Origin of the sequence: Candidatus Brevundimonas phytovorans (assembly GCA_029203145.1) — a bacterium.
Lineage (GTDB): Bacteria > Pseudomonadota > Alphaproteobacteria > Caulobacterales > Caulobacteraceae > Brevundimonas > Brevundimonas phytovorans.
In genome coordinates, this window is record CP119309.1 from 2,137,661 (window position 1) to 2,152,668 (window position 15,008).

Below are 15,008 nucleotides of genomic sequence, written 5' to 3' on the forward strand. Positions count from 1 at the left end.
TCAGCGTTTGGTCCGCTTAGTTCGCAAGGCGGCGAAGAAAGGACGGGATTTCGAGGTCGTCGTCTTCCGCGTGACCGGCCTGATAGTCCTGGGTCGGCTGGGTCGCCTGCGTCTGGCGCAGTTGCTGGGTGGTGCGGTTCGACGACGGCTGCGGCGCGTAGGAGGGCTGCTGCTGTTGCGGCTGCTGGCGCTTCTTGCCGAACAGGCTCCAGCCGCTGCGACGGTGATCGCGGTCGTCGTAGTATTCGTCCTCAGCGACCGGCTCTTCGCGGCGCGGAGCCGGACGGGCCTGGGGCTGCTGTTGCTGGCCGCGGTCGAAGTAGAGGTCGCCCTGCTCGGCCGACGCGGCGGCCGGTTGAGCGCGGACGGCGCCGGATTCGTATTCCTCGACCCAGGGATCGACGATCGGCTCCAGATTGCGGGGCGCGTCATGGATGACGGGCTCGGGGCGCGGCTCGGGTGCAGCGCGAGCGGCCGGAGCCTCATAGACGGGGGCCGGCTCGGGCGCACGGACCGGTTCGCGAACCGGATCGATGCGGACTTCCGGCTGGCGCGGCGCCGGAGCGGCCGGGCGGCGGTCCGAGAAGGCGGAACCCTGGGGCTCGATCTTCTGGATGACGGCCTCGTCCATGCCGGTGGCGACGACGGAGACGCGGATCTTGCCGTCCAGGGCCGGGTCGAAGGCGGCGCCGAAGATGATGTTGGCGTCGCCGTCCACTTCGGCGGCGATGGCGTTGGCGGCCTCGTCCACTTCCAGCAGGGTCATGTCCAGACCGCCGGTGATGTTCACCAGCACGGCCTTGGCGCCCTTGAGGCTGGTCTCGTCCAGCAGCGGGTTGGCGATGGCGTTCTGAGCGGCCAGCAGGGCGCGGTCATCGCCCGTGGCCTCGCCCGTGCCCATCATCGCCTTGCCCATTTCGGACATGACGGCGCGGACGTCGGCGAAGTCGAGGTTGATCAGGCCGGGCAGGATCATCAGGTCGGTGATCGAACGGACGCCCGAGTGCAGCACCTGGTCAGCCATGCCGAAGGCGTCGGCGAAGGTGGTGCGCTCATTGGCGACGCGGAACAGGTTCTGGTTCGGAATGACGATCAGGGTGTCGACGTAGCGTTGCAGCTCGGCGACGCCGGAGTCCGCCAGACGCATGCGGTGACGGCCTTCGAAGGTGAAGGGCTTGGTCACGACGCCGACGGTCAGGATGCCGCGATCGCGGGCGCACTTGGCGATGACAGGGGCCGCGCCGGTGCCGGTGCCGCCGCCCATGCCGCAGGTGATGAAGACCATGTGCGCACCGTCCAGGTGCGCGTGGATCTCATCAGCGCTCTCCTCGGCGGCGTTCATGCCGACTTCGGGGTGGGCGCCGGCGCCGAGGCCCTGGGTGATGGTCTCGCCCAGTTGGATGCGGCGATCCGTCTTGGCGAAGCTCAGATGCTGGGCGTCGGTGTTGGCGACGACGAACTCGACCCCTTCAAGGCCGGCGTCGATCATGTTGTTGACGGCGTTTCCGCCCGCGCCGCCGACGCCGAAGACGACGATCCGGGGCTTCAGTTCCGTGTGTTGCGGCTTCACCAGCGAGAGAGACATGATTGTTGTTCCGACCTTCCGACCCTGCCCGTTAACCCCAGTGCGAAATCCCCGCCGAATCGCATTGGTTATGAGCGCGTTAAGGAAAACCCCTTTTGCGTTAACGGAGTGTTACCCCGGTACTATGAGTCGGCCAGATCGAAAGCGGAGCCGTCGGATTATTGTTATATTCCTACAAATTTCGTCCCTCCCGGCGAACTGCGACCGCGACGCGCATGGTCAGAATGTGGCACAAACGTGGGGATCGACATGATTAGTCGATGACAGACAATGGGGGCTAGAATGCAGAATATTACACGTGCGGCCTTAGCGGCCGGCGTCGCTACGATCGTTATGCTAACGGCGGTGCAGACATTTGCGGAAGCGCCAAATGTCCCCGCCACCGCCGCTGACACGTTCCGTGCGCCGACCCTCGAGCAACTCGCCGCATACCCCGCCATTGCCAGCTTGACCGTGTCGCCCGATGGCCGACATCTGGCCGCTGTCCAATCGCGGGGAGAAGAGCGCGTCGTCACGATCTGGGACGCCAACAACCTGGCGAACGAGCCGCGCAACATGGGTGCGCAGCACATGAAGGTGCAGAGCGTCCAGTTCGTGAAGAACGGCGTCGTGGCGATTACCGCTTGGCAACCGTTCGAGTCGGGATCCTTTAAAACCTTCGCCGGCAAGTTATATCTGATCAATGTCAATGGCGGGCCGTGGAACGATCCTCTGACCACGATCCAGACGCGCTCAGAAAGCGAACGCGAACAACTTAGCCGCTCCAGCGCCAGGGTCATCGACACCCTTCCAAACGATCCTGACAATGTTCTCCTCAGCGTTGGTAGCGACATTTACAAATACGATGTCCGCCGCCACCGATCAGAGCGCGTGCTGCGTTCCGGTGAACGCGTCAACGGATACGATACCGACCTGAATGGCGATCTGAGGGCGCGCAGCCGCACCGGCCGCGACGGCAACGGCCTATATGTCGCAACCGAGTTTCGTAATGCCGCCGGCGGATGGGAAGAGCACGTAAGAAACTACGTCAAAGACCGCGAGGTCTTCTCGGTGGCCGGCTTCTCCAAAGATCCGAATATCGCCTTCATCATCTCGAACCGCGATCGCGACAAGGCCGCGATCTTGGAATATGATATTGCGGCGCGGCGCCTAGGCGAGGTCGCCTTCAGCCATCCCCTGTTTGAAGCTACTGGCGTTTCGGTTTGGAATATTCCGGGGGACAGTTTCGGTGAGATCGCCAGCTTCAGCTACGCTGGTCTGCGCGGCGAAACCTATCCAGTCCTTCCTGAACTCGAGCTTCTGAACAACCGGATCAATGCTGCGCTGGGCATTCAGGAAACGCCGGTAGACATCGTCGATCCGGCCACCGGCCAACATCAGACAATTCCGTACCGGGTCGGGCGCCACGCCCGCATCATCTCGGCGTCGCGCGACCTGAACACGATCATCGTTTGGGCCGGAAGCGCCAATGACCCCGGCGCATACTACTTGCTGCGCAACAAAGAACAGCTGACCGTTCTCTCGCAGCCCTACCCCGACATTGCTCCGGCATCCCTGGGCGTCACGTCATACGCGACCTACACCGCGCGCGACGGACAGGTGATCCCAGCGTTTGTGACGCGCCCCAACGCCGAGCATTTCGGAACGGGCCCTTATCCTACGGTGATCATGCCTCACGGCGGACCTTGGGCGCGGGACGACATGGAATGGGACGGCTCAATGTGGCCGGCTCTACTCGCCTCGCGCGGCTATGCAGTTGTTCAGCCCCAGTTCCGCGGATCATCCGGTTGGGGAACGGCGCTATGGCGCGCGGGCGACGGCGAGTGGGGACAGAAGATGCAGGATGACCTGGATGACGCCGTCGTCTGGGCTCAGAACGACGGCTTGGCCAAGCAGGGCCATGTGGCCATGTTCGGATTTTCCTATGGCGGGTATGCAGCCATGGTGGCGGCTGTCCGGCCAAACGGATTGTACAAATGCGCCATCGCAGGCGCTGGCGTTTCCGACCTGTCGCGGATCCGCGACTCGCTACTCAACAACCCCTATACGCGCGACGCTCAAAGAGACACCGTGAAGGGCTTGAGCCCTGCCGCCGTCGCCAACACGATCAGCATACCGATCATGCTTTACCACGGCGAAAGAGACCAAACCGCGCCGATTGAACATTCGGAATGGTTCGTCGAAAAGGCGCGCTCAAGCGGACAGGATGTTCAGTTCACCCGGCTGACAGACTACGGTCATGGCAATGCGTGGACACGCGCAATCATGGCCCAACAACTTGGCCTCATCGACAACTACTTCCGCGAAGGCTGTAACGGCGGCCTGTAATCCACCCGCTCTGCGGAACATTACCCCCCCCCCCCCCCCGGCAGGCTCCGCTGCCGGGGGGTTCTTTTTTGCGCCGAGAGCCAGCGTCGCATTGTTCAAACAATCTTTTGGCGTGATCGTTTTTGAGCCAACCTTGGACAGGCAGCCTAGAGACAACGCGCAATAAAAAAGGGAGGCGGTCGAAACCGCCTCCCCTTCATATACCGATGGTCGCTCGCTTAGAAGCTGCGGCCGACCCGGACAAAGCCACGACGGCCACGCATGTCGTAACCGTTCAATGCGGCCGTACCCACGCGCCAGGTGGAAGCGTCCGACGACGGCGGACGCTCGTCGAACAGGTTGTTCACGCCGATCTGGAAGGTCCAGTCTTCAAGAGCGTAGCGAACCGAGGCCGAGTGGTAGGTCGTGAACTCGTTCCACATCTTGTAGGCGACGTCCTGACCATACTTGGCCGAGAAGGCCGTACGATAGCCGTACTGATCATAGTCGGAACCCTTGCCGATAGCATCGACAGCGTAGTTCCAGGTCAAATCACCCGAACGCAGGGTCAGGCTCAGGTTGCCGGCGTACTGCGGTCCCGAGTAGTTGAAGGTGTTGCCGAGGTAGTCCTCGATCTCACCGCCCAGCGTGTTGGTGCGATCTTCCAGCTTCCAGGTGTTCTGAGTCTGGAAGGTCAGGTCGCCCCACGGCGTGTCGCGATCATAGCGCAGCGTCAGGTCGATGCCACGGCTCCACTGCGTCGCAATGTTAACGTAGCTGTTGTTAACAGTGGTGATGTAGTTGGTGACGGGGTCGCGTTCAAACAGGCTGCAGAAGTCGGTGCGGCCACGCAGGCAGTATTCGATGATGTTGTAAGCACCGAACTGCGAAACTTCGTTCTCGATTTCGATTTCGAAGTAATCGACGGCCACCGACAGCGAAGCGAAGCGCGGAGTCCAGACCACGCCCAGGCTGCGCGATTCGGCCGTTTCAGCTTCCAGGACGCCCTTGCCGCCGTTCGTGAAGATGGTCGCACTGGAACCACCGGTCTGGTCAGACGGAATGCCCAGCGCCTGGCATGCAGCGAGAACATTGGGATCAATGCTCGTGTTGCTGCCGTAGTCGTAGCACGGGTCGACAGACGACTGCGCGCCGTAGCCCGTCTGGTTGCCCAGGTACAGCTCATACAGCGCCGGGGCGCGGAAGGAGGTGCCGATCGAGCCACGGATGCGATACTCTGGCGTGATCTGCCAGTTCATACCGGCCTTCCAGGTCGAGTTCGTGCCATAGCTGTCGTAATCCGAAACGCGGCCCGACAAGTTCAGCGAGAGCGATTCAGCGAACGGCAGCGCCTTGAGCAGCGGCACGTCCAGTTCGGCGAAAGCTTCGCGGATATCGTCGGAACCAACCGTACGGCCGGCGCTGGTGTACAGTGCGATGTTGCGGTTAGCAGCCTGCTCGCCGGGCGTGTCGTCGATCTTCTCGTGACGGATCTGAGCACCGAAGGCAAAGCCGACATCGCCGGCGGGCATCGAGAACAGATTGTCCGTGCTGATGACGCCTTCGACATAAGCGTGGTCGTAGGTCGTGGTGTACTCTTCGTTGATGAAGAGGAAGTCGCGTTCAGCTTGCGTGTAGTTGCCAGCCAGCACGCGAGCGTCAGCCCACGGAATACCGTTCGGCAGGGCCGAGCAGTTGAAGTTCGAGACGTTACCGCCAACAGGGTTGTTGGTGCAGGCCACGTTCGGGCTGTTCAGAGCCAGGAAGCGGTCCAGATAGACGCGCGGGCCGTTGTCATAGACAGCGTCCGACAGCGAGTACTGGCCGTAGACATCCCAGTCAAAGTTACGCCCGAACGCCGAGAACTGGCCACGAGCGCCGGCGACAGCGCGGTAGTAGTCAACAACCTGGTTCGAGCTGGATTCATACACGCCGACCGTCTGGACCGTGCGGCCGAAGGGGTTGTTCGGGTTCGAAATCGGCAGATTGTTCGGAACGCCGTTGACGGTGTTGCGCTGGGCGAAGCTCTGGAAGATCTGACCAACGCCGTTTTGCGAGGATTCACGACGGTTGTACATCAGCTCGGTGTAGAGCTCGATGTTGGGGGTCAGGTCATACCCGCCGAAGAAGGTCAAGGTCGCCCGTTCCGTCGGGCTGATGACGGTCGAACGATTCCACAGCTCCGATTCCGTCGGGGCGTAGAGGTAGGTGTTCTTGTCGGCGGAGTTGTTGAAGCGCGCCCAGTCAGCGTAGGGCGACGTATTACCCGGGGTGTTATAGTTGTAGGGGAAGGGCGACAGATCCTTGCGGACCAGGTTGCCGACGCCCGACACCGAGACATACTGGTTGGTGAAGTTCACGCACTTGTACTTACCCGTGCGGGGGTCGATGTAGTCGACGCGTTCGCCCGTAGCGGCGCTACGCAGGTTGTCCGCTTGGCAACCCGTGTCGTCACGATCCTCGCGGCGCAGAGCTTCGGCGCGATAATATTCTGCGCCCACGCTGAAGTAGCCGCGGTCAAATGTTTGACCGTAGCTGCCGTCAACACGGTAGACTTCACCGCCATGTTCGAACGGCTGCGAGACGTAGGCGCTCATGTAGCCGCCATCCACATCGCGCTTGGTGATGATGTTGATGACGCCGGCGACGGCGTCCGAACCGTACAGCGACGAAGCGCCGTCCTTCAGGATGTCGAAACGCTCGACAACCGACTGCGGGATCACGTTGAGGTCGAAAGCTTGAACCTGACCGCGCGTGCCGGCCGGGCCTGCACGACGACCGTTGAGCAGCGTCAGGGTGCGCTGCGAGCCCAGGCCGCGCAGAGCGACCGATTGCGTGCCGCCGCCGCCAGCCGTGACATAGCCGGTCAGTTGGTCGTTGAGCTGGAACGAACCCGCCGCGAGCGACGACGACATCAGGGCGGTAGCAGCGTCTGCAGTGCCCTTCAGTTCGGCCTGCTCAGCAGTGATCACCTGAATCGGCTGGGTGCTCGTGAACTCGCTACGACGGATGCGCGAACCGGTCACAACCACTTCCGACACCGTCGTCGTTTGCGTGGTGGGCGCCGACTGGGCAGCGGCTTGCGTCGATTCTTGAGCCAGAGCAGGCGCGGCGACAGCCATCACCCCAGCCAAAATCGTGGTTCCGAACAAATACTTGCGCTTCAAGTTCATATGAAGATCGCCCCCAACTCTTGATGAAAATTGCCGCAAATCAAATTTTGAATCTGCAGCTCCACCACCCGTCTAGCCAAATTTGCCCGCACCACAAGCTTTGTGACCTAAATCAGGCTACCCCGCGTCAGACCTGTAACAATCAGAACACAGTCCCGACACACAAGGCCGAGAGCCGTTCCACGATCGACGGTCATTCCCGGTACGATGCTCACAGCGCACAAATTGCGCAAAACTCGTCACGAAAAGATCGCTCTCGACAAAGAACGATCAGACGGCGTGCTCCGAAATCCGACTGGAATGGGACGACCACGCCGTCCGTCGTCGGCGCGTGTCGCCCTAGAGGTTGTCGCGCAGCCAGCCGGCGGCGCGGGCCACCATGCCGCCGCGGTGCACCTTGGGGGCGTCGGCGGCGGTGATCTGACGGGACATCAGCTTGCGGGCCGAGACCGCCTCACGCGGGCCGTAGGCGGCGCGCAGCAGGACGCCCGAGGCCGAGCAGAAGGCCGGGCCGGAGGCGGCGTCGGCCAGGTGGGGCGCGCGTTGCGGCTTGCCCAGGCGGACCGGGCGATCGAACACGCGCACGGCCAGTTCGCGCACGCCGTTCAGCTGGCTGGCGCCGCCGGTCAGGACGATGCCCGCGCCCGGGTCCATGCCGACGCCGGCGTGTTTCAGCCGGTCGCGCAGCAGCTCAAGGGTTTCCTCGACGCGCGGGGCGATGACGGTCTTGAGCATGGCGCGCGGGACGATGACGGGACCGGCGGACGGATCCTCGCCGCGCGGCGGGGCCTCCAGCATCTCACGGTCTTCGTTGGCCGAAGCCATGGCCGAGCCGTGCAGGGTCTTCAGGCGCTCGGCGCCGACCTTGGACGTCGACAGGCCGCGCGCGATGTCGGCGGTGACGTGATCGCCGCCGACGTTGAGGCTTTCGATGTGCAACAGGCTGCGCCCGCCCCAGACCGCCGCCGAGGTCGAGCCGCCGCCCATGTCGATGCAGACGCTGCCCAGCTCCATCTCGTCCTCTTCCAGCGCGGCGAGCGATGAGACGACGGGGGCGGCGGCGACGCCTTGCAGATCAAGGTGAGCCAGTTCGAGGCAGTGGCTGAGCGCGCCGAAGGAGCCTTCGGACATGGAGACGACGAGCAGGTCGAGGCCCAGCGAGCCGCCGCGCATCGCGCGCGGGTCATGGACGCCGCGCGCCCCGTCCACCGACCAGGCGATGGGCAGGACGTGGATCGGGCGACGGTTGGGCAGACGGATCTGGGCCAGGGCCATGCCGATGGCGCGGGCCAGGTCGCCGTCGCTGATCGGATGGGCGCCCAGCGAGACGCGGGCCTGAACCCGGTGGCTGGCCATCTGGCCGATGGCCGTGGTGACGATGACGCCGGAGACGGGCGAGCCGGCGGCGCGCTCGGCGCGCTCAACCGCGTGACCGATGGCCTGAGCGGCCTCGTCCATATTGACGATGGCCCCGCCGCGAACGCCGCGCGACTGGACGTGGCTGGCGCCCGCAACGCGGATGGTGCGGTCGGCGTGGCGCACGCCCTCAGGCTTCATGATGAAGCAGGCGACCTTGGACTGGCCCAGGTCGAGCGCGGCCACGGCCGGAGCGCGCGGGGCGCCCTTGGCTTGATCCGTGTTCGTGTCTCGGCTGCGTCCGGCCATGATGATCGTGTCCTGGGTATTCGGTTCAGACGGCGCCTTCGGAGGGCCGGACGGCGACCTCCTCGGGCGTACGGAGATCGACGCGGGCGAAGCCCAGGTCGAGAAGGCGTTCGCGCTGGTCCAGCGCGTCGAGGCGGATCAGGGCGCTGTCCTGATCGACGGCGGGCAGCTGGATCAGGCTGCCGTCCTTGAGGCGCAGGTCCCAGCGGCGCTCGTCCACGCGGACCAGGGCCTCGATGCGGGCCATCAGGCGCGGGCGCTGGGCCAGCAGCGGCAGGATTTCAGACGCGGTCTGATCGGCGCCCTTGCCCACCACCAGCGGCAGCTTGGGATAGCGGCCCGCGTCGGCGCCCTGGATTACCTGGCCCCGGCTGTCGATGACATAGGCGTGGCCGCCGGTCTGCCAGACGGCCAGGCGGTCGTGTTCCTTGACGTCGACGATCAGGGTGTCGGGCAGCAGGCGCACCACGCGCGCCTCCTTGACCCAGCCCACGGCCTGCACCCGGTCGCGCACGGCGTTCAGGTCGAGGCTGACGATGGGCTGGTCGGCGCTGACGCCGACAGCCTGCTGGATCGCGGCGCGGGCCTCGGGCGAGGCGCCGGTGACGTGGACCTGCTTGACCTTCAGCCCCATGCCCGAGGTGACGCTGTCGAACTTATGAGAGACGGAATTGGAGATGCGCTCGGCGCGCGCGCCGGTGGCCAGGACCCCGCCCAGCACCACGACGCCCGCCACGATGGAGATCAGGACGGCGCGCGGCGAGAGGTCGAGCCGACCGATGGCGGCGACCTTGCCCGGCGTGGCCGAAGCGTTGCGGGAGCCCTTTTGCGGCCCCTTGCCCTTGGCCGAACCCTGTCGCCGACCGCCACGCACTACCGCGGGCATGAGGCGTCCTCCACCATCCACCGAACCAGATCACGATACGCCATCCCGACATAGGCCGCCTGCTCGGGACTGAGCGAGGTCGGCGTCATGCCGGGCTGGGTGTTGACCTCCAGAAGAACGAGAACGTCGTTAACATCGTCATAACGGAAGTCGGATCGGGACACGCCGCGGCAGCCCATGGCCGTGTGGGCCAGCTCGGACTGACGCAGGGCCTTGTCGAAGACATGGGCGGGCAGTTCGGCGGGCAGGACGTGCTTGGAGCCGCCCGGCGCATACTTGGCTTCGTAGTCGTAGAAGCCCTTGGTCGGGGTGATGTCGGTGACGGTCAGGGCGCGCGGGCCGGCCGCCTCGCCCAGAACCGTGACGGCCAGCTCCTTGCCCGCGATGAAGGGCTCGACCATGACCAGATCGCCATAGGTCCAGCTGTCGTCGCCGACGATGGCGCAGGGCGCGTCGCCAGGCTGGATGACATAGACGCCGACCGAGGAGCCCTCGGCGTTGGGCTTGATGACATAGGGAGGCGCGATGACGTGGCCCGCGGCCACCGCCATGCGGTCGAACAGGCCGCCGCCGGGGACAACGACGCCCGCCGCGCGCAGCACGGCCTTGGACTTGTCCTTGTCCATCGCCAGGGCCGAGGCCAGGACGCCGGAGTGGGTGTAGGGGATCTTCAGCGTTTCCAGCACGCCCTGAACACAGCCGTCCTCGCCCCATTCGCCGTGCAGGGCGTTGAAGACGACATCGGGTTTCAGGGCCGTCAGCACCTGGGCCAGATCGCGACCGGCGTCGACGCGCGTGACCTTGGCCACCTGCCCTTCCAGGGCGTCGGCGCAACCGCGACCGGAGGACAGCGAGACCTCGCGTTCCGACGACAGGCCGCCCATCAGGACAGCGACATGAAGGGTGTTCAGGGGCGCGCGCATGGGACGATCCGACTACTAGCCCGCCCCTATGCCCTGAATACGGTTAACCGGTTGGAAACGATAGCGGGTCGGGAGGGGAATTCGTCACGTCTTTCCTCCCCATTTCATGGGGAGGTGGCGCGGCGCGATAGCGACGTGACGGAGGGGGCGGCTCGACGGCAGACGCTTGCGTCGCCCCCTCCACCACTTCGTGGCCCCCCTCCCCATAGAATGGGGAGGAAAGGCCGCGTCAGGCCTTGCGCCCGATGCGCTTGATTTCCCAGTCCAGCTGGACGCCGGTCTTGGCCAGGACGTCGGCGCGGACGGCCTCGCCCAGGGCTTCGATGTCAGCGGCGGTGGCTTCGCCCGGGTTGATCATGAAGTTGGAGTGCAGCTCGCTGAACTTGGCCCCTCCTCCGGTCTCGGCGCGCAGCTTGCCGCGCCAGCCGGCCTCGTCGACCAGCTTCCACGAGGAATGGCCTTCGGGGTTCTTGAAGGTCGAGCCGCCGGTCTTTTCGCGGATCGGCTGGGTGGTCTCGCGGCGGCTGGTGATCTCGTGGATGCGGGCGGCGACGGCCTCGGGCGCGTCGGGCGTGCCGCGATAGGTGGCCTCCATCCAGATGACCCCCGCCGGGGCGTTGGAATGGCGGTAGGTGTAGCCGAAGTCGGCCAGCGCCAGCTCGATCCGCTCTCCCTGTCGCGTCAGACCCCAGGCCGAGACCAGAACGTCCTTCGTCTCCGAACCATAGCAGCCGGCGTTCATGGTCAGGGCGCCGCCGATAGTGCCGGGAATGCCGGCGTAGAACTCCAGCCCGGCGATGCCCGCCTTGGCCGAGGCCTTGGCCACCATCGAGTCCAGCGCGCCCGCGCCCGCCGTGACAGTGTCGCCGTCGGTCGTGATGGCGGCGAACGCCCGGCCCGCCAGACGGATGACCACGCCCTCGACCCCGCCGTCGCGCACGATCAGGTTGGAGCCGACGCCGATGATGGTGACGGGCACGGTTTCCGGCAGGGCCTTGAGGAAGTCGGCCAAGTCGTCAGCGTCCGCCGGGATGAACAGGGCGTCCGCCGCCCCGCCGACGCGGAACCAGGTGTAGGGCCCCAGCGGCTCGTTCAGCAGCAGCTTGCCGCGCACGGTCGGGAGAGTGATGGTCAAGGGCGGCTCCCGTTGAAGAAGTGTTGGATTTCCAGCGCGCGCGCAACATTCCGCTCGGCTTGCCGACGGCCCCATTCAGCATTGAGTTGGGCCATCAATCGAAGCTGCATCAGTCCACCGTCGTTCTGGAGTTGCGTTGCAGCTGCTCGCGCTTCGTCAATCGAAGGAAGGACGAAGTCCTGAGGCTCGATGGCCGGCGCGTCGGACGACAAGTCCTCAGCCGCCAGTCGCCCGGTGACTTGCACAAACACCTGCTCCATTACCGCGTCCGCGTCGGCGCTGCGCGCAAGGACATCTGTCACGCCCTTCTCGCTGTAGGTGAGCAAAAAGGTGCCGCCTTCCAGTTCGATCCGGAGTCCCCCTCGATCAGGGCCGCCGCAGTCGGGAAGCAATTCCGCCCTGGCCTCGATGACCGCGGCTAGCCGTCGCATCTCAGCGCAAAAATCAGGCAGCGACGGCGCGTCGATCAACCCAGCGCCTCGAGTTGCGCCGGCAGGGCGTAGGCCCAGCTGGTGATGTCGCCGGCGCCCAGAAGGACGACCAGATCGCCCGGCCTGGCTTCATCCTTGATGACGCGCGGCAGGACGGCGGCGTTTTCCAGGGCTGAGACATTACGGTGGCCATAGCGGCGGATGCCGTCGGCCAGGGCGTGCTTGTCGACGCCCTCGATCGGCTGCTCGCCCGCCGGATAGACATCGGCGACCAGAACGCTGTCGGCGTCGGCGAAGCAGGTGGAGAAATCCTCCATCAGGTCGCGCAGGCGGGTATAGCGGTGCGGCTGGACCACGGCGATAACGCGGCCCGGGTTCTCGGCGGACTGGACCACCTGACGGGCGGCTTTCAGCACGGCGGCGATCTCGACCGGGTGGTGGCCATAGTCGTCGATGACGCGCACGCCGCCAACCACGCCCGTGGTGGTGAAGCGGCGCTTGACCCCGCCGAAGCCGGCCAGACCGGCGCGCAGGGCGTCGTCGTCCACGCCCAGTTCACGGGCCACCGCGATGGCGGCCAGGGAGTTGGAGACATTGTGCCAGCCGGCCATGGGCAGATAGAGGCCCTCGATCCGCGTCGGCTCGTCCAGCGCGGCCAGACCCTGGCCCTGCACCACCACGTCGAAGCGGGCGCCGTCGGGCGACATCTGCACGTTCTCGGCGCGGACCATGGCCTGCGGGTTCAGGCCATAGGTGACCAGGCGGCGGTTATCGATCTGGGCCGCCAGCTTCTGCACTTCCGGGTGGTCCAGGCAGACCACGCCGAAGCCGTAGAAGGGAATGTCCTCGATGAAGTCGCAGAAGGCCTTCTTGACCGCGTCGAAGTCGCCGTAGTGGTCCAGGTGTTCCGGGTCGATATTGGTTATGATGGCCACGGTGCATTTCAGGCGCAGGAAGCTGCCGTCGCTCTCGTCGGCCTCGACCACGATCCAGTCGCCCTCGCCCACCTTGGCGTTGGTGCCGTAGGCGTTGATGATGCCGCCGTTGACCACGGTGGGGTCCAGACCCGCCGCGTCCAGCAGGGCCGCGACCATCGAGGTCGTCGTGGTCTTGCCGTGGGTGCCGCCGACGCCGATCGAGAATTGCAGACGCATCAGCTCGGCCAGCATCTCGGCCCGGCGCACCAGGGGAATCCGGCGCTCGCGCGCGGCGACCAGCTCAGGGTTGGTCGCCTTGACCGCCGTGGAATAGACCACCGCCGAGACGCCCTCGGTCACATGGGCCGCGTCATGGCCGATGTAGATGCGGGCGCCCAGACGCTCCAGCCGCTCGGTGTTGGCGCTGGCCTTGGCGTCCGAACCGGACACCTGATAGCCGATCTTCAGCATGATTTCGGCGATGCCGCTCATGCCGATGCCGCCGATGCCGACGAAGTGGACAGGCCCAAGGGCGAACGGGACGGGGCGGAGGCGTGCGATCATCCTGGCGTCATAGCTCAGACGGGATGCGATTTGCACCATCTTTGCCTTCTCCCCTTGCGGGAGAAGGTGGCCGAGCAGAGCGAGGTCGGATGAGGGGTCACGCTGCGCTTCGACCGTCCGCCTTCATCCGCCGTCGCGAGACCCCTCATCCGTCAGGCTTCGCCTGCCACCTTCTCCCGCAAGGGGACAAGGATTTCTCCATTTGTCGGGATCTTAAGTTTGGTTACTTCGCCTTAACCGTAAGGATTCACCATAAGCCCCTCATCTGTCCGGGGCCGCTTTTCCATGTCCGAGTTGAAGACCGACGTCATCCTGCGTGGCGACTGCATCGAGGTGCTGAAGGGCCTGCCGGACAAGTCGGTGGATATGGTCTTCGCCGACCCGCCCTATAATCTGCAGCTGGGCGGCGACCTGCTGCGGCCGGACAATTCCAAGGTCGATGCGGTCGATGACGACTGGGACAAGTTCGACAGCTTCGCCGCCTATGACGCCTTCACCCGCGCCTGGCTGACCGAATGCCGCCGGGTGCTGAAGGACGAGGGCTCGCTGTGGGTCATCGGCAGCTATCACAACATCTTCCGCCTCGGTTCGGCGATGCAGGACCTGGGCTTCTGGGTGCTGAACGACATCATCTGGCGCAAGTCCAACCCGATGCCGAACTTCAAGGGCACCCGCTTCACCAACGCCCACGAGACCCTGATCTGGGCCGCCAAGTCGCGCGAGCAGAAGCGCTATACCTTCAACTACGACGCGCTGAAGGCCTTCAACGAAGACACCCAGATGCGCTCGGACTGGACCCTGGCCCTGTGCACGGGCAATGAGCGCCTGAAGGACGAGAACGGCGACAAGGCCCACCCGACCCAGAAGCCCGAGGCCCTGCTGCACCGGGTCATCCTGTCGGCCAGCCGCGTCGGCGACGTCATCCTGGACCCCTTCTTCGGCACCGGCACCACCGGCGCCGCGGCCAAGCGCCTGGGCCGCCGCTTCATCGGCATCGAGCGCGACGAGGGCTACGCCAAGGTGGCCGAGAAGCGCATCAAGGCGGTCATCCCCGCCGCGCCCGAGGACCTGGTCGTCACCGGCTCCAAGAAGGCCGAGGTCAAGGTGCCGTTCGGCGCTCTGGTCGAAGCCGGCCTGCTCGCCCCCGGCGACAAGCTGTATTGCCCCAAGGGTGACCATGAGGCCCGCGTCCGCGCCGACGGCTCGCTGGTGTCCGGCTCCATGACCGGCTCGATCCACAAGCTGGGCGCCCTGCTGGAAAACGCCCCGGCCTGCAACGGCTGGACCTATTGGCGGTTCAAGACCGACACGGGCCTGCGCCCCATCGACGCCCTGCGCGCCGAGATCCGCGCCGGGATGCAGTAGGCGAGGCTTCTCCTCCCCATTTCATGGGGAGGTGGCGCGCGGCGCAGCGACGTGACG

The 15,008-nt window shown here is 65.2% G+C and carries 10 protein-coding genes; 2 read left to right on the forward strand and 8 right to left on the reverse strand.

Annotated features, from left to right (window positions below; all coding sequences use genetic code 11):
* Window positions 1–16 precede the first annotated feature (16 nt).
* Window positions 17–1,585: a cell division protein FtsZ gene (gene ftsZ, locus P0Y52_10540; GenBank protein ID WEK56980.1), complete on the reverse strand. Its 1,569-nt coding sequence runs from the start codon at window positions 1,583–1,585 to the stop codon at window positions 17–19.
* A gap of 282 nt (window positions 1,586–1,867) precedes the next feature.
* On the opposite strand from ftsZ, the gene P0Y52_10545 reads away from it, so the two are divergent.
* Entirely contained in the window at window positions 1,868–3,913 is a 2,046-nt protein-coding gene (locus P0Y52_10545) for a prolyl oligopeptidase family serine peptidase (protein WEK56981.1), read from the forward strand.
* A 218-nt stretch (window positions 3,914–4,131) separates the two neighbouring features.
* Here the strand turns inward: P0Y52_10545 and P0Y52_10550 are convergent, their stop codons facing one another.
* The 7 genes from P0Y52_10550 to murC all read right to left on the reverse strand — a co-directional run bounded on the left by P0Y52_10550 (window position 4,132) and on the right by murC (window position 13,586).
* Complete coding sequence (locus P0Y52_10550; GenBank protein ID WEK56982.1) at window positions 4,132–7,065, reverse strand: TonB-dependent receptor; 2,934 nt, start codon at window positions 7,063–7,065, stop codon at window positions 4,132–4,134.
* 339 nt (window positions 7,066–7,404) lie between these two features.
* Window positions 7,405–8,730, reverse strand: coding sequence for a cell division protein FtsA (gene ftsA, locus P0Y52_10555; protein ID WEK56983.1), 1,326 nt, complete (start codon window positions 8,728–8,730; stop codon window positions 7,405–7,407).
* A 25-nt stretch (window positions 8,731–8,755) separates the two neighbouring features.
* Window positions 8,756–9,616: a cell division protein FtsQ/DivIB gene (locus P0Y52_10560; protein ID WEK56984.1), complete on the reverse strand. Its 861-nt coding sequence runs from the start codon at window positions 9,614–9,616 to the stop codon at window positions 8,756–8,758.
* Entirely contained in the window at window positions 9,604–10,539 is a 936-nt protein-coding gene (locus tag P0Y52_10565) for a D-alanine--D-alanine ligase (protein ID WEK56985.1), read from the reverse strand. Before P0Y52_10565 ends, P0Y52_10560 begins: the two co-directional genes overlap by 13 nt.
* A 229-nt stretch (window positions 10,540–10,768) precedes the next feature.
* Window positions 10,769–11,674, reverse strand: a complete 906-nt coding sequence (murB, locus tag P0Y52_10570) for a UDP-N-acetylmuramate dehydrogenase (GenBank protein ID WEK56986.1) — start codon at window positions 11,672–11,674, stop codon at window positions 10,769–10,771.
* Window positions 11,671–12,144 (reverse strand): hypothetical protein, encoded by a 474-nt coding sequence (locus tag P0Y52_10575; GenBank protein WEK56987.1) that lies wholly within the window; start codon window positions 12,142–12,144, stop codon window positions 11,671–11,673. The genes murB and P0Y52_10575 overlap by 4 nt, the downstream gene beginning before the upstream one ends.
* The gene (murC, locus tag P0Y52_10580) at window positions 12,141–13,586 is read right to left on the reverse strand and encodes a UDP-N-acetylmuramate--L-alanine ligase (GenBank protein ID WEK56988.1); all 1,446 of its coding nucleotides are present in this window, start codon (window positions 13,584–13,586) and stop codon (window positions 12,141–12,143) included. Before murC ends, P0Y52_10575 begins: the two co-directional genes overlap by 4 nt.
* 285 nt (window positions 13,587–13,871) lie before the next feature.
* Between murC and P0Y52_10585 the strand changes: the two genes are divergently transcribed.
* Window positions 13,872–14,951 (forward strand): site-specific DNA-methyltransferase, encoded by a 1,080-nt coding sequence (locus P0Y52_10585; GenBank protein ID WEK56989.1) that lies wholly within the window; start codon window positions 13,872–13,874, stop codon window positions 14,949–14,951.
* Window positions 14,952–15,008: the final 57 nt, after the last annotated feature.

Coding starts and splice junctions, on each gene's coding strand:
- P0Y52_10550 (WEK56982.1), bottom strand. CDS start 7,065: ATGAACTTGAAGCGCAAGTATTTGTTCGGAACCACGATTTTGGCTGGG.
- murC (WEK56988.1), bottom strand. CDS start 13,586: ATGATCGCACGCCTCCGCCCCGTCCCGTTCGCCCTTGGGCCTGTCCAC.
- ftsZ (WEK56980.1), bottom strand. CDS start 1,585: ATGTCTCTCTCGCTGGTGAAGCCGCAACACACGGAACTGAAGCCCCGG.
- P0Y52_10585 (WEK56989.1), top strand. CDS start 13,872: ATGTCCGAGTTGAAGACCGACGTCATCCTGCGTGGCGACTGCATCGAG.
- ftsA (WEK56983.1), bottom strand. CDS start 8,730: ATGGCCGGACGCAGCCGAGACACGAACACGGATCAAGCCAAGGGCGCC.
- P0Y52_10565 (WEK56985.1), bottom strand. CDS start 10,539: ATGCGCGCGCCCCTGAACACCCTTCATGTCGCTGTCCTGATGGGCGGC.
- P0Y52_10545 (WEK56981.1), top strand. CDS start 1,868: ATGCAGAATATTACACGTGCGGCCTTAGCGGCCGGCGTCGCTACGATC.
- P0Y52_10560 (WEK56984.1), bottom strand. CDS start 9,616: ATGCCCGCGGTAGTGCGTGGCGGTCGGCGACAGGGTTCGGCCAAGGGC.